The organism is Streptomyces sp. NPDC002181 (genome assembly GCF_042890485.1).
Lineage (GTDB): Bacteria > Actinomycetota > Actinomycetes > Streptomycetales > Streptomycetaceae > Streptomyces.
The window spans coordinates 1121721-1146623 of record NZ_JBIASC010000001.1 but is presented as its reverse complement, the minus strand read 5'-3'; the positions used below and the strand labels follow the sequence as shown (position 1 = coordinate 1146623).

The window sequence follows — 24903 nt, the reverse complement described above, 5'->3', positions numbered from 1 at the left end:
AGGTGGGTACGGCAGGGGGGGGCTGGTCAGAGGGAGCGGTGGAGCAGGCCGCTCATGGTGATCCGGTCGCCGCGGAAGCGGATGAACTCCAGGTCCACGGGCCGGCCGTCGCGCAGATGGGTGAGCCGCTCCAGCATCAGCACGGCGGCCCCGCGCGGTGCCTGCAGCACGGCGGCGGAGTGCGCGTCGGCGTTGACGGCCTCCAGGGTGATCTCGGCGTGGCCGAGCGCCTGCCCGGTCAGGGACTCCAGCAGCCGGAAGACGTCGGTGTTCTCCAGGTCGCAGCCGAGCAGTCCGGCGCCGATGTCGAGGGGGACGTACGTGAGGTCGAGGGAGAGCGGCAGCCCGTTCAGGCGCCGCAGCCGCTCGATGTAGAGCACGTCGGCGTGCTCGGGAAGGCCCAGCCGCCCGGCGACCGGGGCCGGGGCGCGCACCGGGCCGACCGTGCGGACCTCGTTGGTCACCCGGCCGTGCTCGTGGAGGGTCTCGGCCAGGCCCTGGAGGCGGTCGAGGCCGTGCGGGTACTTCTCGCAGACGACGACGGTGCCGACGCCCGGGCGGCGTTCGACGAGCCGCTCGCCGCGCAGCAGGTCGAGGGCCTGGCGGACGGTGTTGCGGCCGGCTCCGTACTCGGCGGCGAGGACGTCCTCCAGCGGGAGGACCCCGCCGGGGTAGCCGCCGGCCAGGATCTGGTGGCGCAGCAGGTCGGCGAGCTGCCGCGCCTGGTCCGCGCGCAGCCGCCGCCGGCGCGCGGCGGCGACCGGGACGGTGTGCTCACGGGTGCGTTCGGCTGGCATGGCACGGAACATACCGACGGCTTCCGGCCAGTGGTGTTGCCGCAGTATTGCGCCACCGCGGGCACTCAGCGGCAGGGCTGTGACCTGGCAAGACGCCGGGGTGGCGGAGAGATCCGCCACCCCGGTGCCATGGTCCGTCCCAAGGGCCGGACTAGCGGGATCCCACAATGCGGCCGGTGACCTCGCCGAGGCCGACGCGGGTGCCCTCCGGGCCCGGCGCCCAGGCGGTGAGGGTGACGGTGTCCCCGTCCTCCAGGAAGGTGCGCTTGCCGTCGGCGAGCTCGATGGCGTCGCGGCCGTTCCACGTCAGCTCGAGCAGAGAGCCGCGCTGGCCGACCTGGGGGCCGCTGACCGTGCCAGAGCCGTAGACGTCGCCGGTGCGCAGGGAGGCGCCGTTGACCGTCATGTGCGCGAGCTGCTGGGCGGCGGTCCAGTACATCGTCGCGAACGGCGGCTGAGCGACCTCCTGCCCGTTGATGGAGACGGTGATGCGCAGGTCGAAGCCGCCGGGCCGGTCGGCCTCCGCGTCGTCGAGGTAGGGCAGGAGGGGGAAGTCGCGGGCGGGCGGGGCGACCCGGGCCGCCTCCAGGGCCTCCAGGGGGGTGACCCAGGCGGAGACGGAGGTGGCGAAGGACTTGCCGAGGAAGGGGCCGAGCGGCACGTACTCCCAGGCCTGGATGTCGCGGGCCGACCAGTCGTTGAGCAGGAACAGCCCGAAGACGTGGTCCTCGAAGTCGGCCAGCGGCACGGGGCGGCCCTGCTCGGACGGGGTGCCGACGACGAAGCCGACCTCCGCCTCGATGTCGAGCTTGACGGACGGCCCGAAGACCGGCGCCGGGTCGGAGGGCGCCTTGCGCTGCCCGGAGGGCCGTACGACGTCCGTCCCCGAGACCACGATCGTCCCGGAGCGGCCGTGGTAACCGATCGGCAGGTGCTTCCAGTTGGGGGTCAGCGCCTCGCCGTCCGGGCGGAAGATGTGGCCCACGTTGGTGGCGTGGTGCTCGCTCGCGTAGAAGTCGACGTAGTCGGCGACCTCGTACGGCAGGTGCAGGGTGACGGCGTCCAGCGGGAAGAGGTGCGCCTCGACCGTCTCGCGGTGGCCCGGGTCGGTCACCCACGCGGTCAGCGCGCGGCGCACGTCGCGCCAGGCGGTGCGGCCGGCGGCGAGCAGCGGGTTGAGCGAGGACTGCCCGAGCAGCGCGGCGTACGGGGAACCGAGCGCGGCCGCGGCCGCCCCCGCGTCGATCACGTGTGCGCCGATGCGCACGCCGATACGACGGCGGGCCGGCCCGTCGCCGGTGGAACCGGCGGTCGAGAAGACGCCGTACGGGAGGTTGTGCGGCCCGAACGGGTCGCCCTCGGGGACATCGAGGGGGCTCTGCTGGGGCATGGGGTACTGCCTCGCTTTCGCTGCGGACCGGGGGTGTCCCGGGGGCTGGTTGATACGTTACGTGGCCAGTGGGGCCGGTGGGAGGCCGGATTGGGGCTCTATTTGTAGGACTTGTCCAAAGGGGTCCGTATCCTTGCGCCGTGACTTCCGCCCCGCCTTCGGCCCCCCCGTTCGCCTTGATCGCCACTGACCTGGACGGGACCCTGCTGCGCGCCGGAGACACCGTCTCCGCCCGCTCGTACGCGGCGCTCGCGACGGCGCGCGCCGCCGGCGCCCAGCACATCATCGTCACCGGACGCCCCGTTCCGCAGGTCCGTCACGTATTGGACGACCTCGGCTACACGGGGCTCGCGGTGTGCGGGCAGGGCGCGCAGGTGTACGACACGGCGGGCGCGCGCCTGCTGCACTCCATCGCGCTGGACCGGGAGCTGGCCGAGGTGGCGCTCGGGAAGATCGAGGCGGAGATCGGCGAGGTCTACGCGGCGGTCAACCAGGAGGGGGTGGACGCCGAGATGCTGATAGGGCCGGGCTACCGCATGTGGCACCCGCACCTGCCGACGGTCCGGGTGCGCGGGCGCGGCGACCTGTGGGCCGCGCCGATCAACAAGGTGCTGCTCCAGCACCCGGAGCTGGACGACGACGAGCTGACGCGGGTGGCGCGCGCGGTGGTCGGGGACCTGGTGAACGTGACGATGGCGGGGGAGCACACGGTGGAGCTCCAGCCGCCGGGCGTCAGCAAGGCGAGCGGGCTCGCGCTGGCGGCGGAGGCGCTGGGCGTCGGCCCGTCGTCGACGATCGCCTTCGGCGACATGCCGAACGACATCCCGATGTTCGCGTGGGCGGCCCACGGGGTGGCGATGGCGAACGCCCACCGCGAGTTGGTGGCGGTGGCCGACGAACTGACCCTCTCCAACGAACAGGACGGCATCGCCGTGGTCCTGGAACGCCTCTACCGCGGCTGAGCGCCGGCCCCACCCCGGTCGGTTCCGGCCGGGCAGGGCCCCCGGCCCTGCCCTCAGCCCGCCGCCCTCGGAAGGCGCCGCTCCCACGTCCGGTGGAACACCACCTCCTCCCCCTCCCGGCACACCACCTCGTTCGAGGTCAAGAACCCGCCCTCGTCGCACCGGACCTCCGACCGCGTCTCCACCCGCGCGTCCCACCCCGACTCCGGCCGGTGCAACCGGATCCGCCACCGCGAGCGCGCCCGCGCCGACAAGGCGTCCGCCGAGTCGATCTCGTACACCTCCTCCGCGTCCTCCCCGTACTCCAGCCCGTCCGGAAACACCCGCGTGCCCCCGTACCGCGGGTCCACCTCCAGCCGCCACCGCCCCCGCGCCACGTCCCGTACGACCAGCCGCTCCGGCCCCGGCTCGTCCAGCGTGGCCGGGTACGACACCCCCAGCGGCTCGGCCTGCTCCGGCGGCCCGAAGCCGACCTCCGCGTCCGCGGCGGCCGCGGCCGCGGAGGTCGCGCGCACCGGCAGCACCACCGAACTCCCCGCCGGATCCACGGTCCACCCCGCCTCCGACCCGGCCCGCGGCCAGATCCACGGCCAGTACGCCGATGACAGCGCGAGCCGGATCCGGTGCCCGGCGGCGAAGCGGTGCCCGATGCCGTTCAGCTCGAACACCACGTCCTCGTACGCGCCCACCGGCCACGGCACCGCCTTGTCCCGCCCCAGCCGCGCCGAGAGGTTCAGCGCTCCCCGCGTCACCAGCGTCGAGGACCCGTCGGGCGCCACGTCGCACAGCCGGGCCACCACCTGCCCGTACGGGACGTCCATCCGCAGCCGGGCCGTCACCTGCGCCCGGCCCAGGACCTCGACCGGCTCGCGCCCCACCGGGAACTCGAAGCAGGCCGACTTCGCGTCCTCCTCCCGCTGGTCCGGCGGGAGGTCCGCGTCGTTGCCGAACGGGAAGAACCGCCCCGCGTCCAGCCCCGTGTGCTGCGGCGAGGCCACGGCCACCGGCGCGCCCTGGAGCGCGTACGTGACCGGGGTGACGGAGGGGGAGGGCCACCCGGCGTCCGCGACCCACCTCCCCGGCAGCACCTCGTACGAGGTCGCCGGCGGATGGGACTCCGAGATCCAGGACCGCAGCAGCGGCTCGTCCATCACCCCGTTCTCCTCGCCCTTCAGCCAGTGGTCCCACCAGCGCAGGGTCTCCTGGAGGAAGCCGATCGCCGGGCCGGGCGGCAGACCCCGGTCCGGATACTGGTGCGACCACGGCCCGATCAGCCCCCGCACCCGGTCGTCCGGCAGGTGGGAGACCAGCCTCAGCACCGTGTCCCGGTACGGGTCGTGCCAGCCGCCCACCGCCAGCACGGCCGCGCCGATCGCCCCGTAGTCCTCGCAGACGCTGCCGTGGCGCCAGTAGTCGTCCCGCGTCTGGTGGGCGAGCCAGGTGTGGATCAGGGGTTCGACGGCTTCCAGCCGCGCCAGCCACTGCTCGCGCCAGCCGTCCCCGGCGAACAGCGGGTCCGGCGGCCGGGCCGCGAAGGCCAGCATGGTCGCCGCCCACGCGTGCATGTCCACGGCCAGCACCGAGCCGCCCATGTAGTGGACGTCGTTGTCGTACCGGTCGTCCGTCGAGCAGACCGTGACGACGGCCTTCAGGGCCTCGGGGGCCAGCGCCGCGATCTGGAGCGAGTTGAACCCGCCCCACGAGATCCCGAACATCCCCACCGACCCCGTGCACCACGGCTGCTCCGCCAGCCACTCCACCACCTTCACCCCGTCGGCCAGTTCCCGCGGGTCGTACTCGTCGCCCGGGTTCCCGCCGCTGCAGCCGTGGCCCCGTACGTCCACCCGGACCGAGGCGTAGCCGTGGCCCGCGTACCAGGGGTGGCGCTGCCAGTCGCGCGGCGCGGTCCAGTCGGTCAGCCGGTACGGCAGGTACTCCAGCAGGGCCGGGACCGGCTCGTCGGTCACGGGCCGCCAGATCCGGGCGTACAGCTCGACGCCGTCGGGCATCGGGATCCGGACATCCTCGTGGGTCGTCCCGTACGGGAACTCGGTACGGATGATCATGCGGAAACCACCACCTGGGCCTCAGTGGACGGGGTGCATCGTGCGGCGCAGCCACGGCGCCAGAGCCATCACGGCCAGCCCCGCCACCACCGCGACCGCTCCGTTGACGCCGAAGTACGCGGGGGCGGACACCTGGCCGTAGACCTTGACCACCTGGGCCTGGATGCCGTTGGCCAGGGCGAGCGAGAGGAACCACAGCGCCATGGTCTGGCTGGCGAAGGCCTTCGGGGCGAGCTTGGTGGTGGCCGACATGCCGGAGGTCTCCAGCAGGACGTCACCGAGACCGAGCAGCAGGTACGAGCCGACGATCCACCAGGCGGCCATCTGGTACGCCTGGCCGCCGTGCCCCGAGGTCGGGATGACCATCAGCAGGAAGGACAGGCCGCCCAGGACCACCCCCATGGCGATCTTGTTGGAGGCGTGCGGCTGGCGGCGGCCCATCCTGGCCCACAGCGCGGCGACGACCGGGGCGAGCGCCACTTCGAACGCGCCGAGCGCGGAGGCGTACCAGCTCGCGGGGAAGTGGAAGCCGAGGATCTCGGTCCGGGCGTTCGTCGACGCGAGCAGCATCATCGTGGAGTAGGCCTGGAAGAGGATGAAGTTGAAGGCGACGGAGGCGAGGAAGAGGACCACGTACGGGCGCAGCCGTCCGCGTTCCTCGCGCGTCACGCGCGGGCTGCGGAACATCACCGCGAAGTAGACGACCGGAGCGATCACCGAGACGAGGGTGAGCAGGTCGACGAAACGGCCCATCGTCAGCCACCCGACGGCGGCCAGAAGAGTGGCGAGGGCGCCCGCGCCGAGGAGTCCGGCGACGATCCACCGGACGGCGCGGCGCATCGCGCCGGGGGCGAGGGGGTACTCGGCCGAGTGCTTTCGCCCGGCCAGATGGCGGCGGCCGAGCACGTACTGGACCAAGCCCGCGGTCATGCCCACGGCGGCGGCGGAGAAGCCCCAGTGCCAGCCCTGGTGCTCGCCGAGCCAGCCGGTGATCAGGGGTCCGGCGAAGGCACCGATGTTGATGGCCATGTAGTACAGGGCGAAGCCGGCGTCGCGCCGGTCGTCGTCCGTCCGGTACAGCTTGCCGACCATGCTGGCCACGTTGGGCTTGAGCAGGCCGGTGCCGGCGCTGATCAGGCCGAGGCCCGTCCAGGTCATGGCGGCCGTCGGCACCGCCATGGCGTAGTGGCCGCAGGCGATCAGGATGCCGCCCCAGAGCACGGCCCGGTACGAACCGAGGATGCGGTCGGCGAGCCACCCGCCGGCGACGGAGACGAGGTAGACCATGGTGCCGTAGGCCGCCGAGACGGAGGCCGCGGTGCCCGGGTCCATCCCGAGGCCGCCGTTCGCCACCGTGTCCGCGAAGTAGAGGACGAGGATGGCCTGCATGCCGAGGAACGAGAAGCGCTCCCAGACCTCCAGTCCGGACAGCGTGGCGAGGCCCCGGGGATGCCCGAGGAAGGCGTGGCCGTCGGAGGGCGGCGGCTGGTCCGCCTCCGGGTCGACCGGCTCCGCCGGCTCCTCTATTGCGGTGTCAGTTCTGGACAAAACGCATTCTCCGGTTGTTTCGGCTCCTCAAGAACATACCGGTACGCATCGGGCAGTGCGCGGGTGGCGACATGACGGCCGCTCTCGGTGATCGAAAACAGACCGGATACGCTGGCTTGAGTGATGGCAGCGACACATCGACAATCCAGGTGATCGTCAGCGTGATCGTCAGCAGACAGGAGTACCCCTCGTGACCGTCGTCGGGCCGTTCGGACTGAGCGTGCGGGACCAGGCTCTTGAGACCGATGTCCAGGCCGGACTGGCCGCCGTCGAGGCGGGTCTGCTGGAGGCCACCAAGAGCGAAGTCCCCTTCATCACCGATGCCGCGCAGCACCTGCTGCGCGCCGGGGGCAAGCGGTTCCGGCCGCTGCTGGTGATGCTCGCCTCCCGATTCGGCGACCCCTACGCGCCCGGCATCGTGCCCGCCGCGGTGGTCGTCGAGCTCACCCACCTGGCGACGCTCTACCACGACGACATCATGGACGAGGCGGACGAGCGTCGGGGCGTGGCCAGCGCCAACGCCCGCTGGGGCAACTCGGTGGCCGTCCTGACGGGTGACTTCCTGTTCGCCCGCGCCTCGCACATCCTGGCCGACCTCGGGCCGGAGGCCGTGCGCATCCAGGCCGAGGCCTTCGAGCGGCTGGTCACCGGCCAGATCCTGGAGACGGCCGGCCCGCGCGACGGTCGCGACCCGGTCGCCCACTACCTCGACGTCATGGCCGGCAAGACCGGCTCGCTGATCGCGGTCTCCGGCCGGTTCGGCGCGCTGATGTCCGGCGCCGACGAATCGGTCGTCGACATCCTGACCCAGTACGGGGAGCGCCTCGGCATCGCCTTCCAGCTCGCCGACGACGTCCTGGACATCGCCTCCGACTCGCACGAGTCCGGCAAGACCCCGGGCACCGACCTGCGCGAGGGCATCCCCACGCTGCCCGTGCTGCGGCTGCGCGAGATGGCGGCGCGGGGCGGCGACCCGGCCGACCTGGAGCTCTTGGACCTCCTCGACGGGGACCTGAGCGACGACGCCCTGCACGCGCAGGTGCTGGCCCGGCTGCGGGTGCACCCCGCGCTGGAGCAGGCCCGTCGCGACACGATCCGCTACGCGCAGGACGCGCGGGCCACGCTGGCGCCGCTGCCGGAGTGCTTCGCGAAGTCGGCGCTCGAAGAGCTCTGCGACGCGGTGGTGCACCGGGCCGGCTAGCGCGTCCGCCTTCAGGCCCGCCCCCCGGGGCTCGGCCGGTACGCCCGGATACGTCCGGGCAGGAGTTTCGGCAGGGGCGAGGGCCCGGCATCCCCTACGGGTCGGGGACGCCGGGCCCTCGCCGTGTCATCCCTGGGGCGTACGCCGAGTTGGCCCCGGGGAGTGACGCCCCGGCCCCCTCCCCTTTGGTCAGATGGAGACACACCAGAACGGGTGACACGGAGGTAGGGGCAGACATGGCAACGAACGCAAAGACCCGCAAGGCCGCCCGGTACGCCGTACCGGTAGCGGTGGCGGGTGTGGCCGCCGCGACCGTGGCGATGGTCCCGGCCTTCGCGAACTCCGGCGGTCCGGACCTGCCGAAGGTGACCGCGCAGCAGCTGATCGAGAAGATCGCCGCCTCCGACGTGCAGCAGCTGTCCGGCAGCGCGAAGATCAGCACCGACCTGGGTCTGCCGAAGCTGGCGAGCGGCCTCCTCGGCGGCGGGGGCGTCTCGGGCGGCTCGGCCAACCCCGAGGACAAGATCGCGCAGCTGGCGAACGGCTCGCACACCGTGCGCGTCGCCGCCGACGGCCCGGACCGTCAGAAGCTCACGTTCGTGGACGGCAAGGACGAGTACAGCCTGATCCACAACGGCGCCGACGTGTGGGGCTACGACAGCAAGGCCAACGAGGTCTGGCACGAGAAGAACCCCGAGGCGGCGGCGGGCAAGGACGAGAAGAAGACGGCCGACCGGCTGGGCGGCGCCTCGCCCCAGCAGCTGGCCCAGGACGTGCTGAAGGCCGCCGGCCCGACCACGGACGTCAGCGTGGGCGAGACCGCGCAGGTGGCCGGCCGGGACGCGTACCAGCTCGTGCTGAAGCCGAAGCAGACCGGAACCACGGTCGGCTCGGTCAAGATCGCGGTGGACGCCAAGAACGGCGTGCCGCTGCGGGTCCAGCTGCTCGCGGCCGAGGGCGGCAAGCCGATCGTCGACGCCGGGTTCACCAAGGTGGACTTCGCCAAGCCCGCCGCCGACACCTTCGCCTTCACCGCGCCCAAGGGCGCCAAGGTGACCGAGGGTGCCGCCGAGGCGGGCAAGGACGGCCACGGCAAGGAGTTCAAGGGTCTGGACTCCTTCCCCGGCCTGGACGCCCTGACCGGCGGCATGGGCGGCAAGGGCGGCGAGACGAAGGTGCTCGGCGAGGGCTGGGCGACGATCGCCCGCATCGACACCGGTGCCGGCAAGAGCCTGAAGGAACTTGAGAACGACAAGGACGCTCCGAAGGAGGCCAAGCAGTTCCTCGACTCCCTCGGCGGCAAGGTCAACGGCACGTTCGGCGAGGGCCGGGTCTTCAAGACCCGCCTGGTCAACGCGTTGATCACGGACGACGGCAAGGTCTACGTCGGCGCGGTCACCAAGGACGCCCTGGTGCGGGCGGCCGACGCCAACAAGTAGTGCCGCAGGCCCGGTAGGGCTGTCCGAAGGGTGGGCGGGGACTGTGTCCCTGCCCACCCTTCGGCCGTTGTCGCCCCGTGTACAGCGCGCCCGCTGTACCGTGAAAAGCATGTCGAGACACGTCACCATCCGCCTGGACGAAGAGTTCCACGAGCGCCTCAAAGCGCGCGCGGCGGCACTGGGGACGACGGTCACCGCGCTGATCACCGAGGTGACGGAACGCGAGCTCGACGAGGACCGGAAGAACTTCCTCTCCGGCATCGAGGAGTTCGCCGACCACTGGGGCTACTTCCAGGAGCGGTTCGGCAATTGAAGATCACCATGGAGTGGGCCTGGACCGCTCTGGCCCACCATCTCCCGTCGGATCCCGCCGTGTGGGATCCCTCCGGGGTGGCCGCCGCGGTCGCCCGGCACCAGAACGACCTCGTCCTGGTGCCCGAACAGCCCGCCCCGGACACCGCGTGGCGGGCCGCCGCGTTTCTGCACACCCTCGCGGTGTGCCCGGCGCTGGAATCGCCGATGAACGAGTTCTACGCGGCCGCCGCCACGCGCTCGTACCTGCGCGTGGCGGGAGCCAGACAGCTGCCCTCGCCGGAGGAACTCGGCGACCTGGTGGAGGCGGCGAAGCTGGGCCGCGCCGACATCGGGACGGTCGCCGAGGAGCTCCGGGCCCTCATACAGGAGCCGCAGACGGCCTCCTCCTAGGGGATGTCGTCGACGTCCCTTCTGGTCGGCGGGGCCCCTTCCCGTCTCAGAAGGTGATCTTCCAGCTGTTGATGTAGCCGGTGTCCTGCGCCGCACCGTCCTTCACCCGGAGGTTCCAGACTCCGTTGGCCACCTCGCTCGACGCGTTGACCGTGTACGACTTGACGAGGTTGTCGGCGCTGCCGCCGCTGCGGTTGTGCAGGTTGTACACGGTGCCGTCGGGGGCGACCAGGTCGACCACCAGGTCACCGATGTACGTGTGCACGATGTTCACGTCCACCTTGGTGGTGGCCGGGGCGTTGCCCGTGACACCGGAGACGGTGATCGGCGAGTTCACCGCGGCACCGGGGGAGTCGGGGACGTTCACGTCCGCCGTGTTCTCGAAGGACTGGCCCGGCGGGACCGGGGTGGCCGCCCCCAGGTTCCAGATCGCGTACGCGATGGCGTCCGAGTTGCGGTCCAGGGCGGTGTCGTTGATGTTTGCCGAGGTGTCGCACGAGGCGTGGTAGCAGCGGTCGAAGGCCTGACCGGAGGTGCCGCCCCACTTCTGCGCCTGCGCCGCCGTCTTGGTGTAGTCGGCGCCGGAGAACAGGCCGCCGACCGGAATGCCCGCGCTCTTGAACGGGGCGTGGTCGGAACGGCCGTCGCCCTCGGTCTCGATCTCCGTCGGGATGCCGACGCCCGCGTAGTAGTTCTTGAAGGTCTGCTCGATGGTCGGGTCGTCGTCGTAGACGAAGTAGCCCGGGTTCGGCGAGCCGATCATGTCGAAGTTCAGGTAGCCGGAGATCTTCGACTTCTCGGCGGCCGGCAGGTTGTTCACGTAGTACTTCGAGCCGATCATGCCGAGCTCCTCGGCGCCCCACCAGCCGAACCGCAGGTGCTTGGTGGGCTGGAGCTGTGCGCGCGAGACGGCCAGCGCCGTCTCCAGGATGGCGGCCGAGCCGGAACCGTTGTCGTTGATGCCGGGGCCGGCGGTCACCGAGTCCAGGTGCGAGCCGGACATCAGCACCGAGTTCGGGTCGCCGCCGGGCCAGTCGGCGATCAGGTTGTAGCCGGTGGCACCGCTGCTGGTGAAGGTCTGCAGGGTGGTGGTGAACCCGGCCGCGTCCAGCTTGGCCTTCACGTAGTCGATCGAGGCCTTGTAGCCGGCGCGGCCGTGGGCCCGGTTGCCGCCGTTGGCGGTGGCTATGGACTGGAGCTGCGCCAGGTGCGCCTTGACGTTGGCGACCGGGATGTCGGGCGGGGTCGGCGCCGCGGTCGCCGCCGTGGGGGCGGCGAGTGCGGCGGGAGCGGTGGAGGCGAACAGGCCGGCGACCGCGATCGCGGTCACGGCGGCGAGACGCCGGGAGACGGACAGGCTCATGTGGGGGACTCCGGGATTCCGTTGGGGATTGAACGGAACGTGCGGGGTGGCGCAATTGAGCGATCGTGCGTCAGTGCGAGCCTGATGTTCAGTGGAAGGGTGACTGCCCGTCAAGACCGCGATTCGGTCAGGGTGGTTCGGTAAACGGACGATCCCCGCTACGGGGGTTCCGTAGCGGGGATCGTGGGGGTATCGGGGGCGCGCGGTGCGGGGTTACGTCGCGGGCTCGGCCGCCGGCTCGGCCGCCGGGGCGGGCACCGGGGCGGCGGCGGTGCGGGCCGCCTCCAGCCGGGCCCGGGTCTTGTGCGCCGTACGCAGCGCGTCCCAGGTCAGCAGCGCCAGCGCGGCCCAGACCAGGGAGAACCCGGCCCAGCGCTCCGGCGGCATCGCCTCGTGGAAGTACACGACGCCGAGCCCGAACTGGAACACCGGGGCCAGGTACTGGAGCAGTCCGAGCGTGGACAGCGGCACCCGGATCGCGGCCGCCCCGAAGAAGACCAGCGGGATCGCGGTGACCAGCCCGGTCGCGGCGAGCAGCGAGGCGTGCCCGAGGCCCTCCGTGGCGAAGGTGGACCTGCCCTGCGCGCCCAGCCACAGCAGGTAGCCGAGGGCGGGCAGGAACAGCAGCGCGGTCTCGGCGGCGAGCGACTCGACCCCGCCCATGTTGAGCTTCTTCTTGATCAGCCCGTACGTGGCGAAGGAGAACGCCAGCACCAGCGAGATCCACGGCGGCCGCCCGTACCCGATGGCGAGCACCAGCACGGCGGCCACGCCGATGCCGACCGCCGCCCACTGCGCCCGGCGCAGCCGCTCGCCGAGGAGGAGCACGCCGATCGCGATGGTGACGAGCGGGTTGATGAAGTACCCGAGGCTGGCCTCGACGACCGCGCCGTTGTTGACGGCCCAGATGTACAGGCCCCAGTTCACGGAGATCACCGACGCGGCCAGCGCGGTCAGGGCCAGCTTGCGGGGCGCGCGGAGCAGGTCCCGTATCCAGGACCAGCGGCGCATGACCAGCAGCAGGATCCCGACCACTCCCAGCGACCACACCATGCGGTTGGCGAGGATCTCGATGGCTCCGGACGGCTTGAGCAGCGGCCAGAACAGGGGGACCAGCCCCCACATCCCGTAGGCGCCGAATCCGTAGAGCAAACCCGTGCGCTGCTCGTTCTCCGCCTTCACGGGGCCCTCCAGTCGTGATTCGGCCAACCTGACGAAGGTAGCGCCGGGGGGACCGGATGTCATGCCCGTTCACAGGAGATACTCATGACACCTCCGGGGCCTTGCGTGGCCGCGGCGGCGCGGACTCGGGCCGCGGCCGGTCCCGCTCGGGCCGCGGCCGGTCCCGCTCGGGCTCAGGCCAGGGCGGAGGCGATCGCGTGGGCCACCGGGGTCGTCGGGCGGCCGATCAGGCGGGACAGGTCCCCGCCGGTGTGGGCCAGGCGGCCGCGCGAGATCGCCGCGTCCACGTCGACGAGGATCGCCGCGAAGCCCTCGGGCACCCCGGCGCCGGTCAGGATCGACAGGTGCGCGTCGGCCGGGACCTCGCTGTACGCGACCTCCTTGCCGGTCTGCGCCGCGACCTCGGCGGCGTACTCCGCCAGGCTCCACGCGGAGTCGCCGGACAGCTCGTACACCTGGTTCAGGTGGCCCTCGCCCGTCAGCACGGCCGCTGCCGCGGCGGCGTAGTCCGCCCGGGCCGCGGAGGCGATCCGGCCCTCGCCCGCGCTGCCCACGACCGCGCCGTGCTCCAGGACGGTGCCCAGCTGACCGGTGTAGTTCTCGTGGTACCAGCCGTTGCGCAGGAACGTGTACGGCAGGCCGGAGTCGAGGACGGCCTGCTCGGTGACCTTGTGCTCGGCGGCCAGGTCGAAGTCGGCCCCGGGGCCGCCGAGGATCCCGGTGTACGCGAGCTGGGCGACGCCGGCGGCCTGCGCGGCCGCGACCACGGCGAGGTGCTGCGGAACCCGGCGGCCGACCTCGTTGCCGGAGATCAGCAGGACGCGGTCGCCGGAGCGGAAGGCGCCGGCCAGGGTCTCGGGGGCGTCGTAGTCGGCGACGCGCACCTCGACCCCGCGGGCGGCCAGGTCGGCGGCCTTCTCCTCGCTGCGGACGACGACGGCGACGCGCTCGGCGGGGACCCGGTTCAGCAGCTCCTCGACGACGAGGCGGCCGAGGGCTCCGGTGGCTCCGGTGACGACGATGCTCATGGTGCGCTCCTTGCGTGGGGCCACGTCTGGGCGTGTGGCCATGTCCGGCTTCGGGGTGTGACACCACCCTAGGGAGAGCGCTAACCTTTCGTAAGTACCCACTTCAAAGTAAGGTACTGGTATGAAGGTGAGCGAGCAGCCGGCCGTGAACGTGAAGGCCCCGATGTGCCCCTCCCGCGGAGTCCTGGAGCACGTCACCAGCCGCTGGGGCGTCCTGGTGCTGGCCGCCCTCGTCGAGCGCTCGTACCGCTTCAGCGAGCTGCGCCGGGAGGTGGGCGGCGTCAGCGAGAAGATGCTGGCCCAGACCCTCCAGACGCTGGAGCGCGACGGGTTCCTGCTGCGCGACGCCAAGCCCGTGATCCCGCCGCGCGTGGACTATTCGCTGACCGCGCTCGGACGCGAGGCCGCCGAGCAGGTGTACGCCCTCGCCCGCTGGACCGAGCGGCGCACCGCCGACGTCCAGGCGGCCCGGGCCGCGTACGACGAGGCCCGGAGCTCCTGAGGAGCTCCGGGCCGTCCGGCCTGCGGGGATGCGGATCAGCCGACGACCGTCCAGGTGTCGCCGCCGGCGAGGAGGGTGCTGAGATCCCCCTTGCCCTTGGCGTCGACGGCGTGGTCGAGCTGCTCGGCCATCAGCGTGTCGTAGACCGGCCGCTCCACGCTGCGGAAGACCCCGATGGGCGTCTGGTGCAGGGTGTCCGGGTCGGCGAGGCGGGAAAGCGCGAAGGCCGTGGTCGGGCCGGCGCTGTGCGCGTCGTGGACCAGGATCCGGGACTCGTTCTCGGGGGTCACGTCCACGACCTCCAGCTCCCCGGTGCCGTGGTCGCGTACGACGCCCTTGTGGCCGTCGGTGCCGAAGCGGATCGGCTGCCCGTGCTCCAGCCGGATCACGGCCTCCTGGGCCTGCGCGTTGTCCTTCAGGACCTCGAAGGCGCCGTCGTTGAAGATGTTGCAGTTCTGGTAGATCTCCACGAGCGCCGTGCCCTGGTGGTCGGCGGCCGCGCGCAGCACCTCGGTCAGGTGCTTGCGGTCCGAGTCCACGGTGCGCGCCACGAACGAGGCCTCGGCGCCGAGGGCCAGCGACACGGGGTTGAAGGGCGCGTCGAGCGAGCCCATCGGGGTGGACTTGGTGATCTTGCCGACCTCGCTGGTCGGCGAGTACTGGCCCTTGGTCAGCCCGTAGATCCGGTTGTTGAACAGCAGGATCTTCAGGTTCACGTTGCGGCGCAGCGCGTGGATCAGGTGGTTCCCGCCGATGGAGAGGGCGTCGCCGTCGCCGGTGACCACCCACACCGACAGGTCCCGGCGGGACGTGGCCAGGCCCGTGGCGATGGCGGGGGCGCGGCCGTGGATCGAGTGCATCCCGTAGGTGTTCATGTAGTACGGGAAACGCGAGGAGCAGCCGATTCCGGAGACGAAGACGATGTTCTCCTTCGCCAGTCCGAGCTCCGGCATGAACCCCTGCACGGCTGCCAGTACCGCGTAGTCACCGCACCCGGGACACCAGCGGACCTCCTGGTCCGACTTGAAGTCCTTCATCGACTGCTTGCCCTCGGCCTTCGGCACGAGGGAGAGCAGATGGGGGGCGTCGGTCACCTCAGTCATTGATGGCCTCCTCGAGAACCTTCGCGAGCTGCTCGGCCTTGAACGGCATTCCGTTGACCTGGGTGTACGACTGGGCGTCGACCAGGTACTTCGCCCGGATCAGGGTGGCGAGCTGCCCGAGGTTCATCTCCGGCACCACTACCTTGTCGTAACGCTTCAGGACCTCCCCGAGATTCCTCGGGAACGGGTTGAGGTGGCGCAGGTGGGCCTGTGCCACGGGGGTGGCGGCGCCCCGCAGGCGGCGGACGGCGGCGGTGATGGGGCCGTACGTGGAGCCCCAGCCCAGGACGAGCGTCCGGGCGCCGTCCGGATCGTCGATCTCCAGGTCGGGGACCAGGATGCCGTCGATCTTGGCCTGGCGGGTGCGGACCATGAAGTCGTGGTTGGCCGGGTCGTACGAGATGTTGCCGGTGCCGTCCTGCTTCTCGATGCCGCCGATGCGGTGCTCAAGCCCCGGCGTGCCCGGGACCGCCCACGGGCGGGCCAGGGTCTGCGGGTCGCGCTTGAAGGGCCAGAAGACCTCGGTGCCGTCCGCGAGCCGCTGGTTCGGCCCGGAGGCGAACTGGACCTTCAGGTCGGGAAGGTCGGCGACGTCCGGGATCCGCCAGGGCTCGGAGCCGTTCGCGAGGTATCCGTCGGAGAGCAGGAACACCGGGGTCCGGTAGGTCAGCGCGATGCGCGCGGCGTCGATGGCGGCGTCGAAGCAGTCCGCCGGGGTCCGGGGCGCCACGATCGGCACCGGGGCCTCGCCGTTGCGCCCGTACATGGCCTGGAGCAGGTCCGCCTGCTCCGTCTTGGTCGGCAGGCCGGTGGACGGGCCGCCGCGCTGGATGTCCACGATCAGCAGCGGCAGCTCAAGGGAGACCGCGAGCCCGATCGTCTCCGACTTGAGCGCGACTCCGGGTCCGGAGGTGGTGGTCACGCCGAGCGCGCCGCCGAAGGCCGCGCCGAGCGCCGCGCCGATGCCCGCGATCTCGTCCTCGGCCTGGAAGGTCCGAACGCCGAAGTTCTTGTGCCGGCTCAGTTCGTGCAGGATGTCCGAGGCCGGGGTGATCGGGTAAGAGCCCAGGTAGAGGGGCAGATCGGCCTGCCGGCTCGCCGTGATCAGCCCGTACGACAGGGCCAGGTTCCCGGAGATGTTGCGGTAGGTGCCCGTCGGGAAGGCGCGGGTCGCCGGGGCCACCTCGTACGAGACCGCGAAGTCCTCGGTCGTCTCGCCGAAGTTCCAGCCGGCCCGGAAGGCCGCCACGTTCGCCTCGGCGATGTCGGGCTTCTTCGCGAACTTCTGCCGCAGGAAGCTCTCCGTGCCCTCGGTGGGCCGGTGGTACATCCAGCTCAGCAGCCCCAGCGCGAACATGTTCTTGCTGCGCTCGGCCTCCTTGCGGGAGAGCCCGAAGCCCTTCAGCGCCTCGACGGTCAGCGTGGTCAGCGGCACCTGGTGGATGTTGTAGGCGCCCAGCGAGCCGTCTTCCAGGGGCGAGGTCTCGTAGCCGACCTTCGCCATCGGGCGCTTGGTGAATTCATCGGTATTGATGATGATCTCGGCGCCGCGCGGGACGTCCGCGATGTTCGCCTTCAGTGCCGCCGGATTCATCGCGACCAGTACGTTCGGGGCGTCGCCCGGCGTCAGGATGTCGTGATCGGCGAAATGCAACTGGAATGACGACACTCCCGGCAGGGTGCCGGCGGGGGCGCGGATCTCGGCCGGGAAGTTCGGCAGAGTGGAGAGGTCGTTCCCGAAGGAGGCCGTCTCCGAGGTGAACCTGTCACCGGTGAGCTGCATGCCGTCACCCGAGTCACCCGCGAAGCGGATGATGACCCGGTCCAGACGGCGTACTTCCTTGCCCCCCGGAGCCGGGGGGGTCCGCTGTTCGCCGACTACGGCACCTTCGGCCCCGTCGGCCTGCTCGGCTGGACTACTGACCTGGCTGGTCACTGAACTGGACCTCCTTCGAGGCGTGGCGTTCCCGTTCCCAAGGTCAACCCTACGTCGGCAGGGATGACCTTCCCGGGGAACGCTCGTATTCCGGACCGTCGTCCGCGGCGGTCTGTCGAGAGAATCCCGTGGGATTGCGCAGGTCCACGGGATTCCGAGAGATTCCGAGATTTCGTGCCGTGCAGAAATAGTGCGAGCCCCGTGCGGCCGGGTGAGGTAACGCCTCACCTGACAGGGTGTCAGTTGATCAAGGTTTTGATCAATGCCCCGGGTCTTCCGGTCAAGACCGCAGGTAGGTGAGAACGGCCAGAACCCGCCGGTGGTCCCCGACGCTGGGCGACAGGCCGAGCTTCATGAAGATGTTGCTGACGTGCTTCTCCACCGCCCCGTCGCTGACCACGAGCTGCTTGGCCACGGCCGAATTGGTCCGCCCCTCGGCCATCAGGCCCAGCACCTCGCGCTCGCGCGGGGTCAGTCCCGCCAGCACGTCCTGCTTCCGGCTGCGGCCGAGCAGCTGCGCGACCACCTCCGGGTCCAGGGCGGTCCCGCCCCGGGCCACGCGCACGACGGCGTCCAGGAACTCGCGCACGTCGGCCACCCGGTCCTTGAGCAGATACCCCACCCCGGTACTGGAACCGGCCAGGAGTTCGGTGGCGTACTGCTCCTCCACGTACTGCGACAGCACGAGCACGCCTATGCCGGGATGCTCGCGCCGCAGCCGTACGGCGGCCCGTACTCCCTCGTCGGTGTGTGTCGGCGGCATCCGTACGTCGGCCACCACCACGTCCGGCAGCGCGTCCTCGGCGGCCAGCTCGGCCACCGTCTTGATCAGGGCTTCCGCGTCCCCGACGCCGGCCACGACGTCATGCCCCCGGTCGGTCAGCAGCCGGGTCAGGCCCTCACGCAGCAGCACTGAATCCTCGGCGATGACCACCCGCACCCTGTCTTCCACGTCCAGCAGCTCCCGAGTCCACGTCGTCCGATGTCCCTGACTCAGCCAAGCATCCCAGCCTGGGGGCCGGATGGAGGCGAGTGGGATCATCGGATGAGACGTACTCGGGAGCCGCCGGGGGGCCGGGGGAAACGGACTAGCGGGAACGCCAGGGGAGCTCGGCGGTCACGGTGGTGCCGTCACCGGCCGGGGAATCCACGACCAGCACCCCGTCCACGGCGTCCAGCCGCTCGGCGAGACCGGCCAGCCCGGTGCCGGAGCCGTCGCCGCGCGCACCGCCGCGGCCGTCGTCCACGACCTGGATCAGCAGCCGGTCCCCGGACTTCCACACGTCCACGCTCGCCGTACGGGCCCCGGAGTGCTTGCTGATGTTCTGGAGCAGCTCCGAGACGGTGAAGTACGCGATCCCCTCGATCGCGGCCGCGGGCCGGTCCGGCAGATCGGCGGACACCCGTACGGGCACCGCGCAGCGGGAGGCCACCGAGGACAGCGCCGCGTCCAGACCGCGGTCGGTCAGCACGGCCGGGTGGATCCCGCGGGCCAGGTCGCGCAGCTCCTGGAGGGCGACCTTCACCTCTCCGTGCGCCTCGTCCACCATGCGGGCGGCGGCCTGCGGGTCCTCGGCCAGCTTCTCCTTCGCCAGTCCGAGATCCATGGCCAGGGCCACCAGGCGGGCCTGCGCCCCGTCGTGCAGATCGCGCTCGATGCGCCGCAGGTCGGCGGCGGCGGTGTCGACGACGACCCCGCGGTCCGACTCCAGCTCGGTGACGCGGTCGTCGAGGCGCGAGGGGCCGAGCAGTCCGGCGATGAGGACGCGGTCGACGGTGGTCAGGGCCCGCACCACCCAGGGCGTGGCCAGGGTGAAGGCCAGTCCGACCAGGCAGGCGAGGGCGATCTCGGCGGGGGAGTCGAGGTAGAAGGTGTAGTCGTCGTTCTGGAAGAGCTGGAGCCCGGGCATGTCCGTGTAGGCCGGGAACACCCAGAACCAGACGGGGTACAGGAGGAACGCCCACCCGTACGCCCAGAACACCAGTGCCAGGGTGAAGGCGAAGACGGCCCAGGGCAGGTGGATCACGGAGTACAGCACGTGCCGCCAGGCACTGCCGCTCTTGAGCAGGGCCCCCATGGTGGCGAGCGCCCCCCGCTTCCGGGCCCGGACGGGCGCCGGCTCGCCGATGTCGACGCCGAGCATGGCCCGCGCCCGGCCCCGCTCGACCCGCCCGAACCCCCGGCACATGGCGAGCACCCCGGCGAGCACCGGGACCCCGAGGAAGGTGACGAGCAGCCCGGCGCCCAGGCTGACGCCGGTGACCGCGAGCGAGAAGTAGAGCACGCTCAGCGGCAGCCCGAGCACGAGATAACCGAACTCCCGCCAGGTCCGCCCCTCCACGGGAGCCCGCAACGCTCGCCCGAAACCCATGACCCGGCCCGCCCTTCCCGTATCTCCCATGACAACCCCCACCCTCGCGCCCGGTCCCCCGGGAAACCATCGGGCGGGTAGGCGTCCCCATGGTGGGGATAACCCCACCACCCCCCGATCCAGCCCGCCTCGACCGCGGCCCCGCCCCGGACGGGGGTCCCGATCAAGGGCCGAGCCGCCGGCTCAGCCGCGCCCGCGCCACGGCAGCTCCGCCGTCACCACCGTCCCCCGGCCCTCGGGGGAGTCGACCACGAACACTCCGTCCACGGCCCGCAGCCGCTCCGCCAGCCCCGCGAGCCCCGATCCGCCGCCCACACCGGCACCGCCCCGCCCGTCGTCCGAGACCCGGATCAGCAGCCGGGCCGGAGCGGGAGAGGCCGCGGCGCTCCGCCAGACCTCCACGCTCGCCCCCCGGGCCCCGGCGTGCTTGCTCACGTTCTGCAGCAGCTCCGACACCGTGAAGTACGCGATCCCCTCGATCGCGGCCGCGGGCCGCTCCTCCAGATCCACCGCCACCTTCACCGGCACCACGCACCGGGAAGCCACCGCCGACAGCGCCGCGTCCAGCCCCCGGTCCGTCAGCACCGCCGGATGGATCCCCCGCGCCAGATCCCGCAGTTCCTGGAGCGCCAGCTTCACTTCCCCGTGCGCCTCGTCGACCATCACCGCCGCCGCGTCCGGATCCTCCAGCAGCTTCTCCTTCGCCAGGCCCAGCCCCATCGCCAGCGCCACCAGCCGCGCCTGCGCCCCGTCGTGCAGGTCCCGCTCGATGCGCCGCAGGTCGGCGGCCGCGGTGTCCACCACCACCCCCCGGTCGGACTCCAGCTCCGCGATGCGCCGCTCCAGCTCGTCCGAGGGCGACAGCAGCCCCCGCACCATCAGCCGGTCCACGTTCGACAGCCAGCGCACCACGTACGGCAGTACGGGCCACAGCACCAGCAGCCCCACCAGCGCCACCGTGAACGTCAGCACCCCCCACGGCAGTCGGACCAGCCCGTACAGCACGGACCGCCAGCCCACCGGGTCCTTCACCCCCGCCCACAGCCAGGGGAAGAACCCGCCGGCCCGCCGCGGTCCGGGCAGCGGGGTCGGCTCCTCCACCCGCACCCCCAGCAGAACGCGCGCCCTCGCCCGCTCCAGCCGTCCCAGCTGGCGGGACCCGAACAGGCCGACCGCGAGCAGCGGAAGCCCGATCGCGGTCACGGAGAGGCCGCCCGCGGTCGCCACCATGGTCACGGTGTAGACGAAACCGACGAGCGCGAGCGGCAGATTGCCCAGCAGATGGACGGTCTCTTTCCACGCCACGGCCCCCAGCGCGGGGCGTACGGGCGGCGGCCGGTCATTGTCGGGACCGGGGTGGGAGGCTTGAATGGGCGCGGTCATGCGGCCCAGCCTGCCAAATCCCGGTCCGCCGCTGCCATGGGGCAGCCGGGCCGCTGTAAACGGGGGATAACCCCACCCTGTGTGGACCAGGCCCTAGACTCCCGTCCGTACCAGATCATCGACAGTGGCCAAGGAGCGAGGAACGGACGTGCCCGACCCAACGGTATCGACCGTAACCGTGCTCGCGGCGGACTATTTCCGGAGTTATTCGGTCGTCGGCCTGCTGGCCGTCCTCGGTGTGCTCTTCGTGGCCGTCGCGTTCGGCGCGGGCCGCCTGCTGAGACCGGTCGTCCCGACCCCCGAGAAGCTGCTGACGTACGAGTGCGGCGTGGACCCCGTCGGCGAGGGCTGGGCGCACACCCAGGTCCGCTACTACGTCTACGCGTTCCTCTACGTCATCTTCGCCGTCGACTCGATCTTCCTCTTCCCGTGGGCGACGGTGTTCGCCGACACCGGCTACGGCGCCACCACGCTCGTGGAGATGTTCATCTTCCTGGGCTTCCTGGCCGTCGGCCTGCTCTACGCGTACAAGAAGGGCGTCCTCGAATGGACGTGACACCGGCCGCGACGCCGGCCGAGCCCCAGCTGCTCCCGGAGCCCAAGCGCCTGGGAGTCCTCTCCCGCCTGGCGCCCGAGCCCATGAAGGTGGTCCTGAACTGGGGCCGCCGCTACAGCCTGTGGGTCTTCAACTTCGGCCTCGCCTGCTGCGCGATCGAGTTCATCGCCGCGTCGATGGCCCGGCACGACTTCATCCGCCTCGGCGTCATCCCCTTCGCGCCGGGCCCGCGCCAGGCGGACCTGATGATCGTCTCCGGCACGGTGACGGACAAGATGGCCCCCGCCGTGAAGCGGCTGTACGAGCAGATGCCGGAGCCGAAGTACGTCATCTCCTTCGGTGCCTGCTCCAACTGCGGCGGCCCGTACTGGGACTCGTACTCGGTGACGAAGGGCGTCGACCAGATCATCCCGGTCGACGTCTACGTCCCCGGCTGCCCGCCGCGCCCGGAGGCGCTGCTCCAGGGCATCCTCAAGCTCCAGGAGAAGATCGCCAGGGAGTCGCTGGCGGACCGCTACGCGACGGGGCCGTCGACCGCCCAGCTCACGAGCGGTCTGATCACCCCGCCGCCCGCCCCGGGGGCCGACGCGTGAACCTCTACGACTCCCTCCCGGACGCGGTGGCGACGATCTTCGGCGCGGAGGCTCTGGCCGACCGCTCCTACGACGTGCTGACGGTGGACGTGCCGGCCGGGAGCTGGATCCCGTCGCTGGAGATCGCCCGGGACAAGCTCGGCTGCACCTACTTCGACTGGCTGAGCGCGGTGGACGAGCCGGGGACGGGCTTCCGCGTCTGCGCCCACGTCGTGTGCCTGGAGAACCACCGCGTACGCCGCCTGCTGCTCCGTACGACGGTCCCGCACTCGGCGCCCTCCCTGCCCTCCGCGGTCGCGGTCTACGCGGGCGCGGAATGGCACGAGCGCGAGACGCACGAGATGTTCGGCGTGGTCTTCACGGACCACCCGCACCTGGTCCCCCTCCTCCTCCCGGAGAACTTCGAAGGCCACCCGCTGCGGAAGGACTTCGTCCTGGCCGCGCGCGTCGCGAAGGCGTGGCCGGGAGCCAAGGAGCCGGGCGAGGCCCATGACCCCAATGCCCCGAAGCGCCGCCAGATGCTCCCGCCGGGCGTCCCGGACCCCAACGACTGGGGCCCCCTGAAGGGCCAGCTCCCGCCGGCCCCGGCCCGCCCGGTCCGGGGCGCCCGCGCGGCGGCCGCAGGCACCGCGGGAGCCGAAGCCCCCGCCCGCCCGGCCCGCCGCACCCGCTCGGTGACGGACGGCTCGACGAGCCAGGCGACCACCCCGGCGGAGCCCGGCGCCGAGGCCGCGCCCCCGCGCCCGGCCCGCCGCACCCGCTCGGTCTCGGAAGGCTCGGCGAGCCAGGCGGTCACCCCGGCCGAGCCGGAGGCCGAGGTCGGGCAGGCCGAGGCCGGGCAGGCCGAGGCCGGGCAGGGCGAGGCCGGGCAGGGCGAGACGGCTCCGAGCCAGGCGATCCGCGGCCGCACGGTGGCGCCGGGCAGGCGCCCCGCGCCCCGCAGCGCGGACGCCCCCTGGCACCACGCCCAGCCCGCCTTCGCCGAACCGGTTCCGGAACCGGAACCGGAGGCCACGCCCGCACCCGCGGCCGAGCCGGAGTCCACGCCCGCACCCGCACCCGCACCCGCGGCCGAGCCTGAGACCAGGCCCGGGGCCGCCCCCCGGCCCGACGCCGAACCGGACCCCGCCCCCGGCGCGGGCCCTGCCGCATCCGAACCCGACGAACCCGAAACCAAGGGAGGCGACGCGTGAACGACGTCCTCGACGTCGCGCTGCGACTCATCGTCGTCTTCGCCGTGTTCCTCGTGCTCCCGCTCGTCGTCGGGCAGACCGAGCACAAGGTCATGGCGCACATGCAGGGCCGCCTCGGCCCCATGTACGCCGGCGGCTTCCACGGCTGGGCCCAGCTCGTCGCCGACGGCGTGAAGTTCGCGCAGAAGGAAGACGTCGTCCCGGCGGGCGCCGACCGCCGCATCTTCCAGCTCGCCCCCGCCGTCGCCCTGCTCCCGTACCTCCTCGTCCTCGTCGCCATCCCCATCGGGCCGGGCGAGGGCGCCGTCGGCCAGGTCATCGACGCCGGGCTGTTCTTCGTCCTCGCCGTCATGGGCGTCGGCGTCCTCGGCTCCCTGATGGCCGGCTGGGCCTCCGCGAACAAGTTCTCCCTGCTCGGAGGCCTGCGCACCGCCGCCCAGCTCCTCGCCTACGAGCTCCCCATGCTGCTCGCCGCCGCCTCCGTCGCCATGGCCGCCGGGACCGTGTCCCTCCCCGGCATCGTCGACGCCTTCCAGTGGTGGTGGCTCCCCTGGCAGATCACCGGCGCGCTCGTCTTCTTCACCGCCGGCCTCGCCGAACTCCAGCGGCCGCCCTTCGACATGCCCGTCGCCGACTCCGAGATCATCTTCGGCGCGTACACCGAGTACACCGGCCTGCGCTTCGCGCTCTTCCTGCTCGCCGAGTACGCCGGCATCGTCGTCCTCTGCGCTCTCACCACCGTCCTCTTCCTCGGCGGCTGGCACGGCCCGGTCGCCGACGGCTGGGTCTGGACCCTGCTCAAGACCGCCGTCCTCGCCTTCGTCGTGATCTGGCTGCGCGTCAGCTACCCGCGCCTGCGCGAGGACCAGCTCCAGAAGCTCGCCTGGACCGCACTCATCCCGCTCGCGCTCGCCCAGATCGCGCTCACCGGCATCGTGAAGGTGGCGATCAGCTGATGCCCATCCCCGGATCCGGCCTCGCCAAGGGCCTCGCCGTCACCCTGCGCACGATGACGAAGCGCGCGCACACCGCCCAGTACCCCGAAGTGCAGCCCGAGCTCCCGCCCCGCACCCGCGGGGTCATCGGCCTGTTCGAGGAGAACTGCACGGTCTGCATGCTGTGCGCCCGCGAGTGCCCCGACTGGTGCATCTACATCGACTCGCACAAGGAGACGGTCCCGGCCGCCGCCCCCGGCGGCCGCGAGCGCAGCCGCAACGTCCTCGACCGCTTCGCCATCGACTTCTCCCTGTGCATGTACTGCGGCATCTGCATCGAGGTGTGCCCCTTCGACGCCCTCTTCTGGTCGCCGGAGTTCGAGTACGCGGAGACGGACATCCTCGAACTCACCCACGAGCGCGACAAGCTGCGCGAGTGGATGTGGACCGTCCCGGCCCCGCCCGCCCTGGACCCGGCCGCGGAGGAGCCCAAGGAGATCGCCGCGGCCCGCAAGGCGGCGGAGAAGGCCGAAGCCGCGGTCGCAGCGGCAGCGGCAGCTGCAGCGGCCGCCGAGGCTGCGGCGCCCTCGACGCCCCCCACGCCCGAGACCGACACCCCCACCACCCCGGAGGCAGACGCGTGAGCGAC

Annotated in this window: 23 protein-coding genes; 11 read left to right on the top strand and 12 right to left on the bottom strand. The window is 71.9% G+C overall.

Annotated features, from left to right (window positions below; translation table 11 throughout):
- Positions 1-26 precede the first annotated feature (26 nt).
- Positions 27-797, bottom strand: coding sequence for a GntR family transcriptional regulator (locus ACFYXV_RS05315; protein WP_385472671.1), 771 nt, complete (start codon positions 795-797; stop codon positions 27-29).
- Between the two features lie 151 nt (positions 798-948).
- The gene (fahA, locus tag ACFYXV_RS05310; RefSeq protein WP_389382030.1) at positions 949-2187 is read right to left on the bottom strand and encodes a fumarylacetoacetase; all 1239 of its coding nucleotides are present in this window, start codon (positions 2185-2187) and stop codon (positions 949-951) included.
- 140 nt (positions 2188-2327) lie between these two features.
- Between fahA and ACFYXV_RS05305 the strand changes: the two genes are divergently transcribed.
- Entirely contained in the window at positions 2328-3149 is an 822-nt protein-coding gene (locus ACFYXV_RS05305) for an HAD family hydrolase (RefSeq protein WP_385472665.1), read from the top strand.
- Positions 3150-3202: 53 nt separating this feature from the next.
- On the opposite strand, the gene ACFYXV_RS05300 is transcribed toward ACFYXV_RS05305, so the two are convergent.
- Both ACFYXV_RS05300 and ACFYXV_RS05295 read right to left on the bottom strand, forming a co-directional pair.
- Entirely contained in the window at positions 3203-5215 is a 2013-nt protein-coding gene (locus ACFYXV_RS05300) for a CocE/NonD family hydrolase (protein WP_385472662.1), read from the bottom strand.
- Between the two features lie 21 nt (positions 5216-5236).
- Positions 5237-6763: a peptide MFS transporter gene (locus ACFYXV_RS05295; RefSeq protein ID WP_385472659.1), complete on the bottom strand. Its 1527-nt coding sequence runs from the start codon at positions 6761-6763 to the stop codon at positions 5237-5239.
- Positions 6764-6953: 190 nt separating this feature from the next.
- Here ACFYXV_RS05295 and ACFYXV_RS05290 point away from each other — a divergent pair, with 190 nt between their 5' ends.
- From ACFYXV_RS05290 to ACFYXV_RS05275, 4 genes are all read left to right on the top strand, one after another.
- The gene (locus ACFYXV_RS05290) at positions 6954-7964 is read left to right on the top strand and encodes a polyprenyl synthetase family protein (protein ID WP_383344141.1); all 1011 of its coding nucleotides are present in this window, start codon (positions 6954-6956) and stop codon (positions 7962-7964) included.
- Between the two features lie 236 nt (positions 7965-8200).
- Positions 8201-9403, top strand: a complete 1203-nt coding sequence (locus ACFYXV_RS05285) for an outer membrane lipoprotein carrier protein LolA (protein WP_389382029.1) — start codon at positions 8201-8203, stop codon at positions 9401-9403.
- Between the two features lie 109 nt (positions 9404-9512).
- The gene (locus ACFYXV_RS05280) at positions 9513-9716 is read left to right on the top strand and encodes a ribbon-helix-helix domain-containing protein (protein WP_225884906.1); all 204 of its coding nucleotides are present in this window, start codon (positions 9513-9515) and stop codon (positions 9714-9716) included.
- Positions 9713-10108, top strand: coding sequence for a hypothetical protein (locus ACFYXV_RS05275; protein ID WP_383344135.1), 396 nt, complete (start codon positions 9713-9715; stop codon positions 10106-10108). The genes ACFYXV_RS05280 and ACFYXV_RS05275 overlap by 4 nt, the downstream gene beginning before the upstream one ends.
- A 46-nt stretch (positions 10109-10154) precedes the next feature.
- On the opposite strand, the gene ACFYXV_RS05270 is transcribed toward ACFYXV_RS05275, so the two are convergent.
- The 3 genes from ACFYXV_RS05270 to ACFYXV_RS05260 all read right to left on the bottom strand — a co-directional run bounded on the left by ACFYXV_RS05270 (position 10155) and on the right by ACFYXV_RS05260 (position 13681).
- A complete protein-coding gene (locus ACFYXV_RS05270) occupies positions 10155-11471 on the bottom strand; it encodes a M28 family metallopeptidase (RefSeq protein WP_385472651.1) in 1317 nt (438 codons plus the stop codon).
- A 213-nt stretch (positions 11472-11684) separates the two neighbouring features.
- On the bottom strand, positions 11685-12653 hold the full coding sequence (rarD, locus tag ACFYXV_RS05265) for an EamA family transporter RarD (RefSeq protein ID WP_389382125.1): 969 nt from the start codon (positions 12651-12653) through the stop codon (positions 11685-11687).
- A gap of 173 nt (positions 12654-12826) precedes the next feature.
- Complete coding sequence (locus ACFYXV_RS05260; protein ID WP_389382028.1) at positions 12827-13681, bottom strand: NAD(P)H-binding protein; 855 nt, start codon at positions 13679-13681, stop codon at positions 12827-12829.
- A gap of 163 nt (positions 13682-13844) precedes the next feature.
- Here ACFYXV_RS05260 and ACFYXV_RS05255 point away from each other — a divergent pair, with 163 nt between their 5' ends.
- Positions 13845-14183 (top strand): winged helix-turn-helix transcriptional regulator, encoded by a 339-nt coding sequence (locus tag ACFYXV_RS05255; RefSeq protein WP_389382124.1) that lies wholly within the window; start codon positions 13845-13847, stop codon positions 14181-14183.
- A 35-nt stretch (positions 14184-14218) separates the two neighbouring features.
- Here ACFYXV_RS05255 and ACFYXV_RS05250 read toward each other — a convergent pair whose 3' ends face one another.
- The 5 genes from ACFYXV_RS05250 to ACFYXV_RS05230 form a co-directional block, all read right to left on the bottom strand.
- Positions 14219-15277, bottom strand: a complete 1059-nt coding sequence (locus tag ACFYXV_RS05250) for a 2-oxoacid:ferredoxin oxidoreductase subunit beta (RefSeq protein ID WP_385472698.1) — start codon at positions 15275-15277, stop codon at positions 14219-14221.
- Between the two features lies 1 nt (position 15278).
- A complete protein-coding gene (locus ACFYXV_RS05245; RefSeq protein WP_389382027.1) occupies positions 15279-17222 on the bottom strand; it encodes a 2-oxoacid:acceptor oxidoreductase subunit alpha in 1944 nt (647 codons plus the stop codon).
- A 280-nt stretch (positions 17223-17502) separates the two neighbouring features.
- Complete coding sequence (locus tag ACFYXV_RS05240) at positions 17503-18162, bottom strand: LuxR C-terminal-related transcriptional regulator (protein ID WP_385472695.1); 660 nt, start codon at positions 18160-18162, stop codon at positions 17503-17505.
- A gap of 148 nt (positions 18163-18310) precedes the next feature.
- A complete protein-coding gene (locus ACFYXV_RS05235) occupies positions 18311-19594 on the bottom strand; it encodes a sensor histidine kinase (RefSeq protein WP_385472644.1) in 1284 nt (427 codons plus the stop codon).
- 183 nt (positions 19595-19777) lie between these two features.
- Positions 19778-20977 carry a sensor histidine kinase gene (locus ACFYXV_RS05230; RefSeq protein WP_389382026.1) on the bottom strand — a complete coding sequence of 400 codons (1200 nt, stop codon included), beginning with the start codon at positions 20975-20977 and terminating at the stop codon, positions 19778-19780.
- 148 nt (positions 20978-21125) lie between these two features.
- Here ACFYXV_RS05230 and ACFYXV_RS05225 point away from each other — a divergent pair, with 148 nt between their 5' ends.
- The 5 genes from ACFYXV_RS05225 to ACFYXV_RS05205 are packed head-to-tail and all read left to right on the top strand — an operon-like array spanning position 21126 to position 24898.
- The gene (locus ACFYXV_RS05225) at positions 21126-21533 is read left to right on the top strand and encodes an NADH-quinone oxidoreductase subunit A (RefSeq protein WP_099889977.1); all 408 of its coding nucleotides are present in this window, start codon (positions 21126-21128) and stop codon (positions 21531-21533) included.
- Positions 21524-22126: an NADH-quinone oxidoreductase subunit B family protein gene (locus ACFYXV_RS05220; protein WP_366100306.1), complete on the top strand. Its 603-nt coding sequence runs from the start codon at positions 21524-21526 to the stop codon at positions 22124-22126. The genes ACFYXV_RS05225 and ACFYXV_RS05220 overlap by 10 nt, the downstream gene beginning before the upstream one ends.
- Positions 22123-23319 carry an NADH-quinone oxidoreductase subunit C gene (locus ACFYXV_RS05215; protein WP_389382025.1) on the top strand — a complete coding sequence of 399 codons (1197 nt, stop codon included), beginning with the start codon at positions 22123-22125 and terminating at the stop codon, positions 23317-23319. Before ACFYXV_RS05220 ends, ACFYXV_RS05215 begins: the two co-directional genes overlap by 4 nt.
- On the top strand, positions 23316-24275 hold the full coding sequence (locus tag ACFYXV_RS05210) for a complex I subunit 1 family protein (RefSeq protein WP_099889974.1): 960 nt from the start codon (positions 23316-23318) through the stop codon (positions 24273-24275). Before ACFYXV_RS05215 ends, ACFYXV_RS05210 begins: the two co-directional genes overlap by 4 nt.
- Positions 24272-24898 carry a NuoI/complex I 23 kDa subunit family protein gene (locus ACFYXV_RS05205; RefSeq protein WP_389382123.1) on the top strand — a complete coding sequence of 209 codons (627 nt, stop codon included), beginning with the start codon at positions 24272-24274 and terminating at the stop codon, positions 24896-24898. The genes ACFYXV_RS05210 and ACFYXV_RS05205 overlap by 4 nt, the downstream gene beginning before the upstream one ends.
- Positions 24899-24903: the final 5 nt, after the last annotated feature.

Bases quoted from the DNA above. Each gene is read 5' to 3' on its own strand.
- ACFYXV_RS05300 (WP_385472662.1), bottom strand. From the start codon at position 5,215: ATGATCATCCGTACCGAGTTCCCGTACGGGACGACCCACGAGGATGTC.
- ACFYXV_RS05230 (WP_389382026.1), bottom strand. From the start codon at position 20,977: ATGACCGCGCCCATTCAAGCCTCCCACCCCGGTCCCGACAATGACCGG.
- ACFYXV_RS05315 (WP_385472671.1), bottom strand. From the start codon at position 797: ATGCCAGCCGAACGCACCCGTGAGCACACCGTCCCGGTCGCCGCCGCG.
- ACFYXV_RS05280 (WP_225884906.1), top strand. From the start codon at position 9,513: ATGTCGAGACACGTCACCATCCGCCTGGACGAAGAGTTCCACGAGCGC.
- ACFYXV_RS05285 (WP_389382029.1), top strand. From the start codon at position 8,201: ATGGCAACGAACGCAAAGACCCGCAAGGCCGCCCGGTACGCCGTACCG.
- ACFYXV_RS05255 (WP_389382124.1), top strand. From the start codon at position 13,845: ATGTGCCCCTCCCGCGGAGTCCTGGAGCACGTCACCAGCCGCTGGGGC.
- ACFYXV_RS05270 (WP_385472651.1), bottom strand. From the start codon at position 11,471: ATGAGCCTGTCCGTCTCCCGGCGTCTCGCCGCCGTGACCGCGATCGCG.
- ACFYXV_RS05220 (WP_366100306.1), top strand. From the start codon at position 21,524: ATGGACGTGACACCGGCCGCGACGCCGGCCGAGCCCCAGCTGCTCCCG.
- ACFYXV_RS05260 (WP_389382028.1), bottom strand. From the start codon at position 13,681: ATGAGCATCGTCGTCACCGGAGCCACCGGAGCCCTCGGCCGCCTCGTC.
- fahA (WP_389382030.1), bottom strand. From the start codon at position 2,187: ATGCCCCAGCAGAGCCCCCTCGATGTCCCCGAGGGCGACCCGTTCGGG.
- ACFYXV_RS05235 (WP_385472644.1), bottom strand. From the start codon at position 19,594: ATGGGTTTCGGGCGAGCGTTGCGGGCTCCCGTGGAGGGGCGGACCTGG.